The 16,855-nt window shown below is 57.1% G+C and carries 14 protein-coding genes; 4 read left to right on the top strand and 10 right to left on the bottom strand.

Annotation, left to right across the window (positions count from 1 at the left end; all coding sequences use genetic code 11):
* Positions 1-24: 24 nt before the first annotated feature.
* The 4 genes from ACFFLD_RS19670 to ACFFLD_RS19655 all read right to left on the bottom strand — a co-directional run bounded on the left by ACFFLD_RS19670 (position 25) and on the right by ACFFLD_RS19655 (position 4,163).
* Positions 25-456 carry a nuclear transport factor 2 family protein gene (locus ACFFLD_RS19670; RefSeq protein ID WP_386043272.1) on the bottom strand — a complete coding sequence of 144 codons (432 nt, stop codon included), beginning with the start codon at positions 454-456 and terminating at the stop codon, positions 25-27.
* 35 nt (positions 457-491) lie between these two features.
* Complete coding sequence (phrB, locus tag ACFFLD_RS19665) at positions 492-1,904, bottom strand: deoxyribodipyrimidine photo-lyase (RefSeq protein WP_386043270.1); 1,413 nt, start codon at positions 1,902-1,904, stop codon at positions 492-494.
* Positions 1,905-1,980: 76 nt separating this feature from the next.
* A complete protein-coding gene (locus tag ACFFLD_RS19660; protein WP_386043268.1) occupies positions 1,981-2,901 on the bottom strand; it encodes a MerR family transcriptional regulator in 921 nt (306 codons plus the stop codon).
* Between the two features lie 206 nt (positions 2,902-3,107).
* Positions 3,108-4,163, bottom strand: a complete 1,056-nt coding sequence (locus tag ACFFLD_RS19655; protein ID WP_386043266.1) for an NAD(P)/FAD-dependent oxidoreductase — start codon at positions 4,161-4,163, stop codon at positions 3,108-3,110.
* 193 nt (positions 4,164-4,356) lie between these two features.
* On the opposite strand from ACFFLD_RS19655, the gene ACFFLD_RS19650 reads away from it, so the two are divergent.
* Positions 4,357-5,259 carry a TIGR01777 family oxidoreductase gene (locus ACFFLD_RS19650; RefSeq protein ID WP_386043264.1) on the top strand — a complete coding sequence of 301 codons (903 nt, stop codon included), beginning with the start codon at positions 4,357-4,359 and terminating at the stop codon, positions 5,257-5,259.
* 18 nt (positions 5,260-5,277) lie between these two features.
* Here the strand turns inward: ACFFLD_RS19650 and rapA are convergent, their stop codons facing one another.
* Complete coding sequence (gene rapA / locus ACFFLD_RS19645; RefSeq protein ID WP_386043262.1) at positions 5,278-8,223, bottom strand: RNA polymerase-associated protein RapA; 2,946 nt, start codon at positions 8,221-8,223, stop codon at positions 5,278-5,280.
* A gap of 115 nt (positions 8,224-8,338) precedes the next feature.
* Positions 8,339-9,142 carry a redoxin family protein gene (locus ACFFLD_RS19640; protein WP_386043260.1) on the bottom strand — a complete coding sequence of 268 codons (804 nt, stop codon included), beginning with the start codon at positions 9,140-9,142 and terminating at the stop codon, positions 8,339-8,341.
* Positions 9,143-9,242: 100 nt separating this feature from the next.
* Here ACFFLD_RS19640 and ACFFLD_RS19635 point away from each other — a divergent pair, with 100 nt between their 5' ends.
* The 3 genes from ACFFLD_RS19635 (at position 9,243) to ACFFLD_RS19625 (ending at position 12,377) form a co-directional block, all read left to right on the top strand.
* Positions 9,243-9,479 (top strand): hypothetical protein, encoded by a 237-nt coding sequence (locus tag ACFFLD_RS19635; RefSeq protein WP_386043258.1) that lies wholly within the window; start codon positions 9,243-9,245, stop codon positions 9,477-9,479.
* Complete coding sequence (locus tag ACFFLD_RS19630) at positions 9,472-11,019, top strand: phospholipase D family protein (RefSeq protein WP_386043256.1); 1,548 nt, start codon at positions 9,472-9,474, stop codon at positions 11,017-11,019. Before ACFFLD_RS19635 ends, ACFFLD_RS19630 begins: the two co-directional genes overlap by 8 nt.
* A gap of 149 nt (positions 11,020-11,168) precedes the next feature.
* Positions 11,169-12,377, top strand: coding sequence for an ABC transporter substrate-binding protein (locus ACFFLD_RS19625; protein WP_386043254.1), 1,209 nt, complete (start codon positions 11,169-11,171; stop codon positions 12,375-12,377).
* Between the two features lie 259 nt (positions 12,378-12,636).
* Here the strand turns inward: ACFFLD_RS19625 and ACFFLD_RS19620 are convergent, their stop codons facing one another.
* From ACFFLD_RS19620 to ACFFLD_RS19605, 4 genes are all read right to left on the bottom strand, one after another.
* Positions 12,637-13,962 carry a branched-chain amino acid ABC transporter permease gene (locus tag ACFFLD_RS19620; RefSeq protein WP_386043252.1) on the bottom strand — a complete coding sequence of 442 codons (1,326 nt, stop codon included), beginning with the start codon at positions 13,960-13,962 and terminating at the stop codon, positions 12,637-12,639.
* Entirely contained in the window at positions 13,962-14,966 is a 1,005-nt protein-coding gene (locus ACFFLD_RS19615) for a branched-chain amino acid ABC transporter permease (protein ID WP_386043250.1), read from the bottom strand. Before ACFFLD_RS19615 ends, ACFFLD_RS19620 begins: the two co-directional genes overlap by 1 nt.
* Before the next feature lie 16 nt (positions 14,967-14,982).
* Entirely contained in the window at positions 14,983-15,687 is a 705-nt protein-coding gene (locus tag ACFFLD_RS19610; RefSeq protein WP_386043248.1) for an ABC transporter ATP-binding protein, read from the bottom strand.
* A gap of 74 nt (positions 15,688-15,761) precedes the next feature.
* Entirely contained in the window at positions 15,762-16,532 is a 771-nt protein-coding gene (locus ACFFLD_RS19605; RefSeq protein WP_386043246.1) for an ABC transporter ATP-binding protein, read from the bottom strand.
* Positions 16,533-16,855: the final 323 nt, after the last annotated feature.

The following is a 16,855-nucleotide window of genomic DNA, read 5'->3' as shown; positions in this document are numbered from 1 at the left end:
TGCGCTTTGCCGCCCTTGTGGTGGTTAGGCAAGACGCCTTTTTAGCCAGCGAATGAGGCGGCCCATTAGCGGTAAATGTTCGTAGAGCATGGCACCCGCATCGAAGTAGTCACGATGCTTCTTAACGCGCCCATCGTCGGCGAATAGCAATGAACTACAGCCTTCCACATTGATCGGTTTACCGCCTGCCAAGCGTGGATGCCTAAACGTCATGGTCCATGTGACGAATGCCTGCCGATCCTGCAGCTGCTGAGTGTGATAAGTGAATTGGCACTGCTCGACATTGGCATACATGGCGGAAAAATAGTGCTCTACGCCTGCGCGTCCTTCAATAAAGTGTAACGGGTCACTAAAAATAATATCATCAGTATAAACCTGGTACAGCTTATGTGTACAGGAACTGTCTAGTTTTCTGAAAAAGGCACAAAACGCCTCCAGCGCCTCAGGAGTAGCCATGGTGGTTTCCTCTTAGCGTAAAAAACAATGAGTGACTATTTAGACAGCGATTTAAACGCGTCCAGAGCGCGCTGGCGTGCCGCTTTGTGGTCGACGATGGGAGCGGGGTAATCGACTTCCGCCAGTAGATCTTGAGGTGGAGCATGGCGCGCTTTGGCGGGCAGGTGTGCCAGCTCAGGAAGCCAGTGAGCGATAAACTCGCCACCCGAATCGAAGCGAGTCGACTGGGTGGTGGGATTGAAAATTCGGAAATAAGGGGCGGCATCGGTTCCCGTTGATGCGGCCCACTGCCAGCCCCCATTATTGGCGCAGAATTCACCGTCGACCAGATGGTACATAAAAAAGGCTTCGCCACGGCGCCAGTCGATCAGCAAATGTTTGCTGAGGAACATGGCCGTGACCATGCGTAGTCGATTGTGCATCCAGCCGGTGGTGACTAACTGGCGCATGGCGGCATCGACAAGCGGGTAGCCTGTACGACCCTCGCACCAGGCGTTAAAGGCCTCGTCATCATCGCGCCACGGCAACTGCTGGGTATGCTTCTGAAAAGGCTGGTAGCGGCACACCTCGGGAAAACCCACCGCCACATGCTGATAAAACTCGCGCCAGACCAATTCATTGACCCAGGTCGTCAGGCCGATATCGCCATCGCCCAGGTGGCCGCCGTTCTCGGCCATTGCCGCCTGTAAGCACTGACGATGAGAGATCATGCCTAAGGCTAAGTAGGCGGACAATTCACTGGTGCCGCGCACATTCGGCAAGTCGCGCTGAGCATGGTAGTGACGGGCACGAAAGCGCAGAAAGCGCGCTAAGTTATCCGCCGCAGCCTCTTCTCCGGCGGGCCAACTACGCCCATCAATAGGGGGAGTCGTCAGCGGTGGCAGCGCGGGTAGTGGGTCGTTTGCAATATTCAAGGCCGCTTGCACCGCAGGTGTATCGCGCAGCGCCAATTGATCGGCACTAACCTGCTTGTGCCACGCTTTTGCAAACGGGGTAAAAACACCGTAGTAGTCACCTTTTCCGGTTAGCAGGCTACCCGGCGCAAATGCTACCGCATCATGGTAACCATGGGCGCCTATACCGGCCTGTTGAAAAGCTTCCTGTACGGCCTGGTCACGAAGACGCTCATTGAGGGCGTACTCCGCGTTAAAGTGCAACTGGTCAATATCATGTTCGCGAGCGATCTCAAGCAGGACTTCAGGCGCTTGATCATAGTGCTCTATATCGCGATGAAGCAGCGGGATATTTAAACCGTTGAGCGCTGTTTGAACGGCAGCCACGCCACGGCCCCAAAAATCCAGCTTGTTAGCGCCGTGGCCATGGCGTTGCCATTGGGGAATGCTGCGCAGAAACACGGCGATGACAGGCCCCTTGGCCGCGGCAGCGGCAAGGGCACTGTTATCGTCAATACGCAGATCGCTGCGCAGCCAAATCAACTGTCGTTTCATAGGAACTCCGGCGCGGCGTTAGCAAAAAAATGGCCGGTCGCTGCGAAGGCGAACGGCCAGTCGGTGTGCGCGCTGGTTACAGTACGCCAGACTCGCGAAGTAGAGGGCGCAAGCGAGCAATCGCCTGGGGCAGGTCATCGCCCAGCATATGTACAGGGCCGTCGCGCAGATCCGCTTCGCGCAGCCGAGCCACTTCGCCACACACGCCAATGGGCACATTGAGCGTTTCGGCTGCATTAGGCAGCGCCTGATGAATGTAGCCGTCGCTCTCACGTTGACCGCTAGACAGCAGCACCATGGATGAATGGAGACGCGCTACTGCCTGAGGGAGATCCTCCAGTGGCAGTGAGTGGTCAAGCATCTGTACCCGGTAGCCCTGCTCACTAGCCATCAACGCCGACATTAGTACCCAAAGCGGGCCAGGATCATCGGGCATGGCGTTTAGCAAAATCAACGGGCCACGGGTGGTTTGGTTGGCATAATGCAGGCGAATGCCTACCTGGCTACGTAAAAATGCTTCCAAGGTGCGGCGTATTAGCTGATCCGGCTGAGTGGCCCATTTCGCTTCCAGGCTTAAAATAACCGGCTGCCACAGCTCGTTGATGGCAATGCTTAGCGGATATAGCGCCAGACTCTGGTGGTAAAACGCCTCAAGCTTGGGCAAGTCCAATGCTTCGATAATGGCCTGCAGTTGCTGACGCTGGCTGGCCCAATTGCCGGCCTCTTGCGCGGGAACTTCAATCGTTTCTGGCTGGTCAAGCAAGTCGGCGACTTGACTGACCGGCACGCCGCGATTAAGCCACTGCAAAATGCGTTCAATGCGGGTGATATCGTCCTGGGCGTAAAGGCGATGACCTTTTGGGGTGCGCTGCGGACGGATCAGCCCGTAGCGTCGCTCCCACGCGCGAAGAGTCACCGAGTTCACGCCCGTCAAGCGCGATACTTCGCGTATCGGATAGAGCGGTGTATCGGGTGGGTGGGTCGCCTTATGGCTCATGGGCGCCAATACCTCTTGGTTAACTGCAGCGCCATGCTGCAGGGGCCTATCAATGTCCGACGTGGCGAAGGTGATACGTGTTCCATGTAAAATGCCTGATAAAGAGCTAAACATTAGCACAATACTGTATGCTCATTTGTACAACTTGTCGCTATTTGGTACAACCTTTATAAGAACTCTTCTTACTTAGTAAAATAGTATAACAATTATAATGGCCTATTAATGAGTGCTTCTCCCAATCGATGACCAGATAACCAAGCATCTTCAACACGACCGGTGAGATAACTGTCACCGCACAAGGCTAAGCCGTTTGCGTTGTATAAGTATATTTGCTCACCAGGGGAGGCTGGCTGTGCATAGCGCCAACGATGCGCGCCTACATCGATCGGGGTAGGTAGCGTTACCGTCGTGGGGAAAATGCTTCTCAATGCAGCGACTAGCTGCTCTGCGATCAGATCGGCTGCGTCTTCTAAATGCGCTTCGCTCCAGTCTAGCTGAGCCAGTAAACTTAGACTTTCTTGCGGAGTGTCGCGCCCTGGTTTGGTCTGATTACGCGATACCAGTCTTAGCGCTGGGTGGGTAACTCTTGCCATCTGCCAGTCTGGATCGACATCGGTAAGACGCGGCAGAGGGCGGTCAAATATCGCCCATCCTGCCCAACAGGCACGCTGCTCCCTCGTTTGGCATGCCGATGCCAATGTCTGATCCCATTCGGCTACTAATGAATAAGCCTGTGGCGCTGGCGCGCTAATCACGACGTGATCGTAAGGCCCATAGCAAGTGCCGCGAGAGTCAATCAGTTGCCAACCATTATGTACGCGCTTAAGTGATGCGATCAGTGTCTGCGCATACAGTTCGACGTGAGGTAGGGTCGTTAGTGAATCAGCCAGATAGCGGGTGAGGGCACTCATGCTGGGCGCCCCGGTGTAGCGCGTTTGCCCATCATTAAGCGTTTGCCACCCCGTTGAACTAGCCTGATAAGTGCGTGTAGGCCAAGTAGCGACGCAGCCGTTATCGAGCCAGGCATCTACAGCGGATTGAAACTCGGTGCTGCGCACGCTAAACGTTTGGGCGCCTAAATCAAGCTTTGTATCAAACCTGCGTTTGCTTGACATGCGCCCGCCCGGGCCGCGAGCTTTATCAAACAGCGTAATGCTAGCGCCACTGCTTGCCAGTACTTGCGCGCAGGCAAGCGCTGAGATACCTGCCCCGATGATCGCGACAGTGTGACGGGCAGTCAGTGGCAAGAGCGGTGTGACCATAATATCTCTGAATTTTATATGAATAGTTAGCGGGTGTAGAAAAGACCTATACTGTAGCAGTTATGTATAAATACCGTACAATTTAATTGACGATAAGCGAGTGACATCGCACCGTCATTGTGTGGTGATGAGCTAACCAAAGCGGCATCCACCGATGGCATCAACAACCGATGGCACCAACAGGAGCAGCACGATGCGCGTATTAGTGACAGGAGGCAGTGGGTTTGTTGGCCAGCGGCTTTGCCAGCAACTAATAGAGCAAGGGCATGAGGTGCAAGTGGTCTCCCGACGCCCGCACCACGTTCGAGATCGCTTGCCAAGTGGCTGCGATATACGCGATAGCGCTCAGGCGTTTGTGGAGTCCCCGCCTGATGCGTTGGTCAACCTGGCCGGTGAGTCTATTGCAGGCAAACGGTGGAGCGATGAGCAGAAAGCGACGTTGATAGACTCGCGTGTAGGGGCTACCCAACAGCTCGTCGCGCTTTGTGAGCAACTCAAGGCCAATGGCCAGCCGTTGCCTGGCGTTATGGTGTCGGGCTCTGCGATGGGGTATTACGGCGATCAGGGTAAGCGTGTCGTCACCGAAGAAACGCCACCCAATGAGGAGTTTGCTCATCGTCTATGTCAGCAATGGGAAGCTGCTGCTCAACCGATTGAGGCCATGGGCGTCAGGCTGGCGATTGTGCGGATAGGCTTAGTGCTGGAAGCGGGCGGGGGCAGCCTGCAGAAAATGCTGCCGCCGTTCAAAATGGGAGTAGGAGGTCGGTTTGGAAGCGGCGAGCAGTTTATGCCGTGGATTCACCGAGAAGACCTGGTGGCGGCGATTGTGTTTTTAATTGACCAGGAGAAATTGAGCGGCGCCTTCAATGCCAGCGCGCCGCACCCGGTCACTAATGCCACCTTTACCAAAACCCTGGCCAAACAGCTCAATCGTCCGGCTATTTTCCCGGTACCCGCCTTTGTCTTGAAAGCGGGCTTGGGAGAAATGTCGCGGCTGCTGCTGACCGGCGCCGATATGCGTCCTGCGCGCCTTGAAGAGGCCGGGTTTACCTTTCAGTACCCCACGCTCGACAAGGCGCTCAAGGCGATTCTTTAGGAAACATTAGCTTAGCGCTTAACGATCAGCATCGACCGTAATCACTACCCGTACTGAATCAAGCCGCAGACGGGTATTCTCAATGGCGGTACTGAGCGCCTGACGTTCGTTTTTCAGCGCATCGATTTCAGCACTGCGCACTGCGGGGTTGTGCTCGGCCAGCGCGGTCAAGCGGGCAATCTCGCTATCTAGCTGGGCGCGCATACGCGTTTCGGCATTTTCCACAATACTGGGCAGCTGACGCTCGGCTTCGCCTTCACCCTGAGTTAGCAGTTCACGCAACTGGTCGTGACGGCTTTTGATCAAGTCACGGGCTAGCGACTTGTTGACCTTTTGCAGATTTTTGCCCAGGCCGGTGAAAGAGATTTTGCTGGTGAGATTGGCTCCCGATTCGTCCAGCAGCAGACGCACGGCAGTGGGTGGCAAGAAGCGATTGAGGTGCAGCTTCTTGGGCGCCGGACAGTGAGTACGAAACACTAGCTCGGCCATCAGTCGACCGCCGGGAATCGCGTCGTGGCGCAGCAGGGCAAGCGCTGAATTACCCATGGTGCCATCCAGCACGCGGCCCATCATTTCGCGAATTAAGGGATGTTCCCAGGAGAGCCGTTGAACATCGTCCCGGGCCAGCGCTTGGGCTCGGCTGTAGGTGGCAGTAAACCCCTCTTCACCTTTCACTAGGCCAGGCAAGCCATCCAGCATATGTTGGCTGGGCTGCAGGTGCATTAGCCCACTGCCAATCTCCTGGCTATCCACGCCGAAGATATCCAGCGCCCGTTCAAGGTAGCGCGGTAAGGCAGGATCGTCGTCAAGCTCACGAACGGCGTCGATCACCTGTTGGGCTTGAGCAGGGCGGCAGGCATTCAGCTCCAGCAGGCGGTTGCGCCCCGCATCGTGTTCGGCCAGTTTGGCGCTAAACATGGCGCGGGTTTCGACGATGATTTCGTCCAGCGCTTCGTCATCCAGCAGCGCGTCAGCCAGGGCGTCGCCAAAGGCATCAAACAGGTCGTTACCAACGCCATGGGGTGCGCTGAAAGCGTCCATGCCTTCGTGGTACCAGCGCAGCAGGCGCTCACCCGGGCTACCTTCAAAGGTGGGAATATGCAGTTCAATGGCGTGGCGCTGGCCGATGCGATCCAGGCGACCGATGCGTTGTTCGAGCTGATCCGGGTGCTGGGGCAGGTCGAACATGACCAGATGGCGGCAGAACTGAAAGTTACGCCCTTCTGAGCCGATTTCCGAACATACCAATACCTGTACGCCCTCGTCTTCATCGGCAAAGGCCGCCGCCGCACGATCACGCTCCAGCAAAGAGAGGTCTTCGTGGAATACCGGCGCGTGGTAGCCACCCAGCACCCTCAGCCCTTCAGCAAGGCCTTCGGCAGTTTCCCGATGGTGAGCTATCACCAACACCTTATCGTTGGCGAAACCACTCTCGCTATCGTCGCTCAGCTTCTCCAACAGCCAGTTGACCCGGGGGTCAATGTGCCACCAGTCTTCGCCGTTGAGCGGGTCATTGCTGAGTTCGCGGTAGGCCGCATCGGGGTAGATCAGCACGTCGGGGTGATCCATGCCGGTCTCGATCAACAGCTCATCCAGGTAGTCGTCGTCACGCTCTAAGCGGCGCACGACGCGGCGATAGGCCGATGGCAGTGCCAGCGGCACAAGGTGTAGGCGCCGCTCGGGGAACCCTCCCACATGACGGCGACTGTTGCGAAACATCACACGCCCGGTGCCGTGGCGGTCAAGCAGCGCTTCGCTCAGTTGGGCGCGGGCGGCGTCCTGCTGCTCCTTGCTGGCTTCCGCGTTACACAACGTGGCCAGCAGCGCTTGGCTGTCGCGGTCATCGGCCACCGCAGAGACGTGAGCACGGGCCTCGGCGTCGCCGGGAAGGACGTTCAGCGCATCTATCGCGCGAGCCACCTCGGTGTAGTGGCTCTCTTCGGCCTTGAAGCGCTCCAGGTCGTGATAGCGCTCACCGTCGAGTAGTCTTAGCCGGGCAAAGTGACTCTTGATCCCCATCTGCTCCGGGGTGGCGGTAAGCAGCAGCAAACCGGGGATCGCGGCCGCAAGCTGTTCGACGCACCGATAGCCGGGGCCGCTGCCCTCTTCGCTCCAGTCGAGGTGATGGGCCTCGTCGACGATAAGTAGATCGAATTGGCTATCGAGCGCTTGTGCCTGGCGCTGTGGGTTGGCAAACAGCCAGCCTTGGCTGGCCAGCACTAACTGGGCATTCTCAAAGGGGTTTTCGCTACCGTACGCCTGGCTCTGGGTTTCATCCAACAGCGATACATTGAGCGAGAAGCGGCGCAGCAGCTCAACCAGCCACTGGTGAGTCAGGCTATCGGGGACCAGAATCAGCGCACGCTCAACGCGGCCGTTGAGCAGCAGGCGGTGTAGAATCAGGCCCGCTTCGATGGTCTTGCCCAGGCCTACTTCATCGGCCAGCAGTACGCGGGGCGCGTGGCGGTTGGCGACTTCATTGGCAATGTAGAGCTGATGAGGAATAAGATCGATGCGCGGCCCGGAAAAGCCCAATGCGCTGTGCTGCTCAATCCGCTGGTAGTGATGCAGAGTGCGAAAGCGCAAGTCAAACCAGTCGTTGCGATCCACTTGGCCGGTCAGCAGGCGGTCACGGGCCTGATCGAACTGCATGGTATCGGCGAGCTTGGCTTCTGGCAGCTCGCGCAGATTACCTTCGCTATCTTCACCGATATAGGTAATCAGGCCATGCTGCTCTTTACTGTCATCGACCACCATCTGCCAGCCATCAGCGGAGAACACGCGGTCGCCGCTGCCGAACAAAACACGGGTTAGCGGGGCCTGGCGGGTATTGTAGGTACGGGTTTCCTGGCTGGCACTGAACAAAATGGTAACGCTACGGGCGTCGCAGTTAAGCACGGTGCCGAGTCCAAGCTCAGCTTCGCCGTCGCTAATCCAGCGTTGGCCGGGAGAAAAATCGCTCATGATGCCTCGGAGGAGTCTGCAAAAACGGGTCGACTACCGACGGTAGGGGAGCACCGGCGGTAATAGGGCGGGGGATTCTAACGCAAAGCAGCGGGGGGATTAAGGTGTATCGGCATCAATCTTGTAACCAGCGATCCAGATCGGCGCGGGTAAGCTCGCCTACGTGTACATCCAGGGTGTTGCCTTGGCGATCAAATAGCACGCTGGTGGGCAGGCCCGGCGCTTCAAAAAGAGCCAGCAGCTGTTGGCTGGGATCGCGCAGGGCATAGCGAAATTCAAGCTGCTGTTCTGCCAGGTAGCGCACCAGGGGAAGCAGTTCCTCGCCTTGGTTGACGACCACGACACTGACACCATCGCGCTGATCAGCCTCTTCGAGCAATGGCATTTCGCGCAGGCATGGCGGGCACCAGGTGGCCCACAGGTTGACGATAATCAGATCGCCACTGTCGGTGAGCGACGACAGCGCCATCTTATTGCCCTCCACATCCTCCAGCGTTACCTCCGGCAGCGTATCCACCGCAAAGTGACTGCCCAGCGGAGACACGGTAACCAGTACCAGCCAGAGACTGGAGGTCGCCACTAACAGAGCCATGGCACCGCCCATGGCCAACAGCCGAGTACGTAGCGCCCAGAGCGTCCATGCTAACCCTGCGATCATGCCCCATAGGCCGTGGTAGCCGGGTTGCCAGACTTTCAAGGCATCCAGGGGAGCAACGCTATAGCTTTCCATGTTGAGCAGGACATGGCCCACTCTCGCACCCACTAGCCAGATAAGTACCAGGCCGAGAAACCAGCGCTGCTGAGCCCGCCGAGGGAGGCCGAGCAACAACCGCGCGCAGAGCAGTAGCAGTAGCGCACAGCCAACGGCATAAAGACGCGGTAACGAAATGAGGAGCGGGCCGAGAGCAATGGCGTTCATGGTTTTCCAGTTAAGTTTTCAATTAAGTTTTCCGTGAAGCAGGTACGAAGCAGGTACACTGGCAGACTTTACCATGCGAGCTGACAATTACGGAGACGTTATGCCCCCTCCTGCTTTCGATAGGCTGCGCGCGTTAGCCATCGGCTCCCAAGCAATTGGTTTAATACTCATTATGACCATCGGCACGGTGATGGGCGATGGTGCTCGCCCTTGGCAGGGCGTTGTGCTGGCCGCCATGTTGACGACGGCATTAACGATTGCGCTGATGCGTCTTTATCGTCGTAATCATGCCCGCAAGGGCCGAGCTGAGCGCCTCAATGATCATGAAGATGATTAAGCTCTATCGCGGGGCTCAATGGCTGGCCTTGATGACGTTGTGCGTTCTGTTGTTGGGGTGTACCCACGCGGTCGTGCGTGAGCATCAGACGATGTTGGCGCTGCCAGAGGCGCGCGCCACGTGGTTGGGTAGTCAGGCTCATCAGGCCCTCGCGGAGCAGGCTGACCCTGATGGGTTTGCGCTTCTCGCCGACGCTAAAGAAGCGTTTGCTGCCCGGGTCGGCTTAATCCGCCACGCTCAGCGCGAGCTGGCGATTCAAACCTACTTGCTGGGCGATGGCCAAACCACCCGGCTGTTTCTGGCCCAGTTGCTGAATGCCGCAGAAGAGGGCGTCCGGGTGCGGCTGCTGGTCGATGATATTGGCGCCGTGGGGCAGGGGGAGCGCCTAGCCGCGCTGGCGAGCCATCCGAGTATCCAAGTGCGCGTCTATAACCCGTTAGCGGTGGGGCGTGGGCACATCGTAACGCGCGTATTAGCGTCGGTGGTCAACCCAGCTCAGCAGCATCGACGTATGCACAATAAGCTATGGGTCGCCGACAACAGCGTCGCCATATTGGGTGGGCGTAATGTGGGCGATGAATATTTTAATGCCAATGACGCACGCAACTTTGCCGATTTAGATGTCGTCACCATCGGTGAGCTGGTGCCGGCACTGTCGCGCAGTTTCGACCTGTATTGGAATCATGGCCTCGCCCAGCCGATTGAGCGCTATCACAAGACAGACGATCTAGCCTGGCAAACGCTGAAAAGCGCGCTGGAATCGTGGCTAGATGAACACGCCGACTGGGACTATTTTACCGAACTGCGTCACCAGCCGCGCAGTGCGCCGCCTTGGGAGACGCTGCACTGGGGAGAAGGGCTGGCGCTATGGGATGATCCAGGCAAGGTCGCCCAGCGCGGTACGCCGGACTGGACCGATACGCTGCTCGGGGAACTCACTGAAGCCACACAGCTTGATCATCGCCTGGTGATTATTTCAGCCTATTTCGTGCCCACTGAGCGAGGTGTCGAGCGCTTGACGCAGTTGGCCGACCAAGGGGTCACCGTTGAAATTATTACTAATTCGCTGGAGTCAACGGATGCTGCCGTGGTGCATGGCGCTTACGCCCCCTGGCGTAAAACGCTGTTATCGCACGGCGTTGCTCTTTACGAAATGCGCCCAGAACAAGAAGCGGGCACTGAGGCTAACGAGATGGGGGTGCCGGGTGCCTCCGCTTCAGCACTGCATATCAAGGCGCTACGCTTTGATGATCAACTGTTTGTCGGCTCGTTCAATGCTGATCCACGCTCCATCTACTGGAATACCGAAGTCGGCGTATTGTTACGCAGCGACTCGCTGATGCAGGCCTTTAATGAGCTCGTGACACTTGGGCAGGATCCTGCACTGAGTTACCGCGTCGTCCTGACGCCGGAGGGCGCGCTGAACTGGCATTTGGAGCGCGAGGGTGAAAAACAGGTGTTAACGACTGAGCCGGGTAGTGTCTGGCGCCATTTCAACGCTTGGTTAAGCCATACGCTCGGGCTGGAACGCTGGCTGTAGTCGATAAGACAAAGCAGCGTTAGAAACCGACGCTTGTGTTTTTAGCTTTCTCGCTCCAGATTAATAGCAACCGCGGTGATCGAGCGCTGCGGCACCATACAGCAATCATCACAACAATCATCCTTATCACACTGGGAGCGACGAATAACATGATCAATAAACGTACACTAGTCACCGCTATAACAGCCGCAGCGCTAGCCACGACGGGAATGGCTCAGGCGGAGGTTAAGGTAGGCTTCTTGGGTGGGTTTACCGGCGGGATAGAAAGTTTGACCCCGCCGATTTTTGCAGGTGCCCAGTTAGCCGTTGAGCAAATCAATGCCCAGGGCGGCATCTTAGATGGCCAAACCTTGGTGATGCCGTCTGGCGATACCACCTGTTCGGATGCCTCGGCCGCCTCTAACGCAGCCGACCGCATGGTCAACTCTGAAAATGTCACCGCGATTGTCGGCGCCCTGTGTACCGGCGCCACCATTGCCGCGGCGAATAACGCGGCCATCCCCGGTGGCGTGCTGATGGTGTCTCCTGCCTCTACCGCACCGGCGGTTTCTGAGCTGGATGACAACGATCTGGTGTTCCGTACCGTGCCGTCAGATGCCTTCCAGGGAGAAATGCTCGCCAAGCTGCTGCTCGAAAAAGGCATCGATGTCGTGGCGGTTACCTACGTTAATAACGATTACGGGCAAGGGCTTTCTGATGCCTTCAGCGCCGCGTTTGAAGCTGGCGGTGGTGAAGTGAGCGCCAATCTCGCCCACGAAGATAACCGCGCCGACTACCGCTCAGAGCTAGGCTCGCTATCGGTGAGTGGTGCCGAGACGCTGGTGGTGCTGGCCTACGCCGATACCTCCGGGCAAACGGTACTGCGTCAAGCCTATGAAAGCGGCATGTTCACCCAATACGTGGGCGCTGACGGTATGGTTGGCGACAGCCTCGTCGAGGCTATCGGTGCTGACATCCTAAATGGCATGATCGCTACCCGCCCCGGCAGTCCTGACCTACCCGGCACCGATCTATTTATTGAGGCCGCCGAAGCGGCGGAACTTGATCCCAGTGCGGTATTTGCGGCGCAGGCCTACGATGCCGCTTTCCTGATCGCGCTGGCGATTGAGCAAAATGGCAGCGCGGAGCGCGAAGGGCTATCAGACGCCTTGCGCAGTGTTGCCAGCGCACCTGGTGAGGTGATCTTGCCAGGCGAATGGGAGAAAGCGGTCGAGCTGATTGCTGCCGGTACCGAGATCAACTATGAAGGGGCGGCAGGCTCGCATGAATTTGATGATAACGGCGATGTACCTGGTGTGGTGGTAGAAATGGTCGTCGAAGATGGCTCCTTTACCAGTAAAGGACAGGTTGATCTTTAAGAGAACAATGTTATTAGTTCAGTTAGCTTGAGCTAAGGGCAGAATCAACCCGTAGCGGGGGTCTTTCGCCAGGGCCGGAAAGTGTTCCTTCCTTTTCCGGCATTTCCACCATCCATGGCGGTCAGATGGCGAAAGTAGCGCCCATGGATGGGTTTACAGCGCTCCCGCATAGGGTTATTCCGACCGACTAGTGACTCTAAATACAATAATGCCCGGCTGATATCAGCCGGGCATTTTTTATGACCCTACTTAAGAATGATCAGCTGTGGCTTTTGATCTGTTCAGGGAGCAGCCCTTTGGGTGCAAAGCGCAGCACCAGGGTAATCAGCAAGCCAATGACCAGTACGCGTGCCTGCAGCGCTCGGCTATCGATATTGCTCGGCGCGTCCCAGCCGAACGTGCCTTCCCCAAACGCCACGGCAAGCTGCATTAAAAACAGCGCCAGGGGTTCCGACATGATCCAGATAAGATACACCGCCACGGCGCCAAAAATGGTGCCGAGGTTATTGCCTGGGCCCCCCAGAATCACCATCACCAGTACCAGGAAGGTATGGTTGAGGGGCAAATAGCCCTGCGGGTCGAACAGGCTGTTAAAGGTGCCCAGGATGCCGCCGCCCACGCCCATCAAGATACAGCCAAGCACAAAGATTTCCAGGCGTCGCTTGTTGATGTCCTTGCCCATGGCCGCCGCGGATACTTCATTATCGCGAATCGCGCGGATCATCCGCCCCCAAGGGGCGTGGTAAGCGCGGTGAAGCAAAAAGAAGATGACCGCGATGATCACTGCCGTTAATGAAAGATAGATAGCACGGGAAAGGGTGAACCCCAGTTCAGCCGGGCCAGGGGTGGGCCAGGGTAGCGGAGAAACCGTGGCGGTACCGCGGGTCAGCCAGTCGGAATTCTTTAGAAACGCCTTGATGATTTCGGCAATGCCAAGCGTGGCGATCGCCAGGTAGTCGCTGCGCAGGCCCAGGCAGATATGGCCGATAAAGTAGCCCACGCCGCCGGCAAGCGCGCCACCCACTATCCAGCCTACCCAGGCAGGCAGGCCAAAGCCGCCGATAAACCCGGCCTGGGACTGGATCTGACTGGTCACTTCACGGAGTTGGCTGATCACCACCAGATAAAGCACTAGCGCCAGCACCACGGCAATCAGGGTGCGCAGCTTTCTCGGTACCCCTAAACGGTCAAGTCGGCTCGCGCCCACTACCAGGAAGGTGGCGGCAACGCCGTAGAGCAGCACTCGGCCTAACTCGCCGGGAAGCTCAGTGCCCCAGAACGCATCGTTCACCGGCACGCTGAACAGCATGGCGCAAAAGCCACCCAAGGCGACAAAGCCCATTACCCCAGCATTGAACTGGCCGGCATAACCCCACTGAATGGTTAACCCCAGGGCCAGAATGGCGTAACAGGCGGCTTCGACAAGCATGCGCGTGCTGTAGGCGGCGCCCATGAGCGCATAAACCGCCAAAATGGCTGCCATCAGCGCACCAAACAGCACCAGTTCACGCAGCGGAAATCGGCGGGTGGACGTGGCGTCTTGGGGGATATCAGCAGCGTTGCGCGTTTTGGTTGAATGGCTCATTAGATCACCTTGCCTTTAAAGAGTCCGGTCGGCCGCCACACCAGAATGGCCACCAGAATAAAAAACGGCACTACGATTTTGTACTCGGTACCCACGAAGGCAAGGTTGGCGGGCAGTTCTAGCCAGGAGGGCAGGCTGTCTTGGAAGGGGCGCAGCAGCACGCGCCAGTTAAACACCGCCAGCGTTTCGGCAAAGCCGACCACAAAGCCCCCGGCAATGGCGCCGTAAGGATGGCCAACGCCGCCGACAATCGCGGCGGCAAAGATGGGTAACAGCAGGAAAAAGCTCAGGTCGGGCTTGAAAGTGACATCCAGGGAGAGCAGCGTGCCAGCAATGGCGGCTAACGCGCCGGCAATGACCCAAGTCACCGCGACAATGGTATTGGTATTGATGCCCGAGGCTTGGGCCAATTCAGGGTTGTCCGACATGGCTCGCATCGCTTTGCCCAAGCGTGAGCGGTTAAGGAAAAAATGCAGAGAGACGACCGCGACCAGCGTCAATACGAACAGATAGAGTTGCGGCTCGGTAATCACAATTGGCACGCGGACACCTTCGAAAGGCAGTGCCAGGCGGAAAATTTCCTTGCGGTCATCCACATAAAGACTTTGCCCACCGGTACCCGAAAACAGCCTAATCAGCCCCTGAAGAATCAAGGTGACCCCTAGAGAGCCAATCACCAGCACGATGGGCTTGACCCCGTGAGCACGTAGCGGCTTGTAGAAGACCTTGTCGATGGAGACCGCCAAGACCGCGGTGAGTAGCATCGCAAGCGGCAGCATCAATACCGCCGTCGGCACGCCAAGGCTTGCCCCTGCTGCCGGAAAAAGCGTCGTTAGCAGCAGTACCATAAAGGCGCCAAACGTCATCATGTCGGCGTGGGCAAAGTGAGCAAAGCGCATAATGCTGAAGATCAACGTGACGCCGACCGCCCCAATGGCATAGATAGAGCCACTGACACTGCCTGCGATCACCACGTTGTTGATAAAAAAGACCAGTTCGTTCACGTGTTTCTCCCCAGGGCTAGCCGCCCAAAAAGCTTTTGGCGACATCAGGATCGGCAAGTAGAGCAGCCCCTGTATCGGTAAAACGGTTCTGGCCCGCGGCGAGAACGAACCCCTTGTCAGCGATTGCCAATGCCTGTTTGGCGTTCTGCTCGACCATTAAAATGCCCACGCCAGCGGCGTTGATCTGCTTGACGCGATCAAAGATTTCATTCATGTAAAGCGGTGAAAGCCCAGCGGTGGGCTCATCGAGCAACAAGAGGCTTGGCTCGGCCATTAAGGCACGCCCCATGGCGACCATCTGGCGTTGCCCGCCGGAAAGTTCGCCCGCAGGCTGGCGACGCTTTTCGTACAGCGGGGGGAAAAATTCATACACTTGGGTCAGCATGCGTTTAACGTTTTGCGGTTTTAAAAACGCGCCCATCTCCAGGTTTTCCTGCACCGACAGGCTCGGGAAAACGTTTTTCTCCTGGGGGACGAAGCCCATACCACGCTGTACCAGCTTATTGGGCGGCAAGTTATGGATGGGCTGACCGTGGAGCAGGATCTCGCCTTGGCTGACATGCAGCAGGCCAAAGATCGCTTTTAGCATGGTGGATTTACCGGCCCCGTTGGGGCCAACGATAACTCCGACCTCATCGGCTTCCAGGGTCATGTTTACCCCGTTAAGGATATTCATGCCGCCATAGCCGCCGTGCACGTCGCGAGCGTCGATTAAAGGCATAGGAAAAATATCTCAGCAAGGTCGCTTGATAGCGACATCATGGTAGTTAACAGCAGATCGAGTAAGCATCACGCTCAAGCAGCGTCGGTGCCAAAGTAGGCTTCAATAACCTCGGGATTATTCTGAATGTCGTTGATATGCCCTTCTACCATCACGCTACCCTGGGCCATGACGATGACCGGGTCGCAGAGGCGGGCGATCATCTCCATGTCGTGCTCGATGACCAGAAAGGTGTAGTCCATTTCCCGGTTAAGACGCTCGATATTGCCAATCAAATCACCCAGCAACGTACGGTTCACACCGGCGGCAATCTCATCGAGCAGTACTACCTTGGCATTGGTCATCATCGTCCGACCTAGCTCCAGAAGCTTTTTCTGTCCCCCCGACAAGTTACCTGCCAACTCGTTACGCACATGGTAAAGCCCCACGAAGTCGATCACTTCCAGCGCACGCCGGCGCACCTCAGCCTCTTCACGGCGTACTTTGCCAGGCGTTAGCCACGCACTGAACAGGCTTTCCCCGGTTTGCTCTGGGGGCACCATCATCAAATTTTCCAAGGCGCTCATCTGGCTGAACTCATGGGCTATTTGAAAGGTTCGCAGCAGCCCTCGATGAAACCGCTGGTCAGCGCTCAGCGCGGTAATGTCGTCACCATCAAGCAGAATACGCCCGCTATCGGGTGGCAAAGCTCCTGCGATCAGGTTAAACAGCGTCGACTTACCCGCGCCATTAGGCCCGATCATGCCGGTAATCGAGCCCTGTTCCACTTGGATGGAGCAGTCGTTAATTACTTTCAAGCCGCCAAATGCTTTATGGACATGCTGTACTTCAATAAGAGGATTCATGGTGCCTCCGCGCCATGCAGAAGACGAGGTCGTCGTCTGAGCGCTGTTATAATTGGTCTGGCTACGACACGACAGCGAGAAAAAAGGGCCTCTTGAACCTCTCGCGTTGCAAGCGCGAATGGTCAGGCGCGAATGGGCAAGAGCGTTCATGGTGGGGCGCCAGGCTTGACGAACATCCAAACGACCGTATGAACCGCAAGGTGCAAAGATTCCTTGGTCACGCTGAAACTATCGCTACTTTGCGATAGAACGCAGCATCTTTCCAGCGCCATAGCGTTTAGGCTGCGTTAAGGGGAGCGCTTGGCAGCGCAATATGGCCCCTA

Origin of the sequence: Vreelandella sulfidaeris (assembly GCF_042429665.1) — a bacterium.
Lineage (GTDB): Bacteria > Pseudomonadota > Gammaproteobacteria > Pseudomonadales > Halomonadaceae > Vreelandella.
This window is presented reverse-complemented; position numbering and strand designations above follow the sequence as displayed.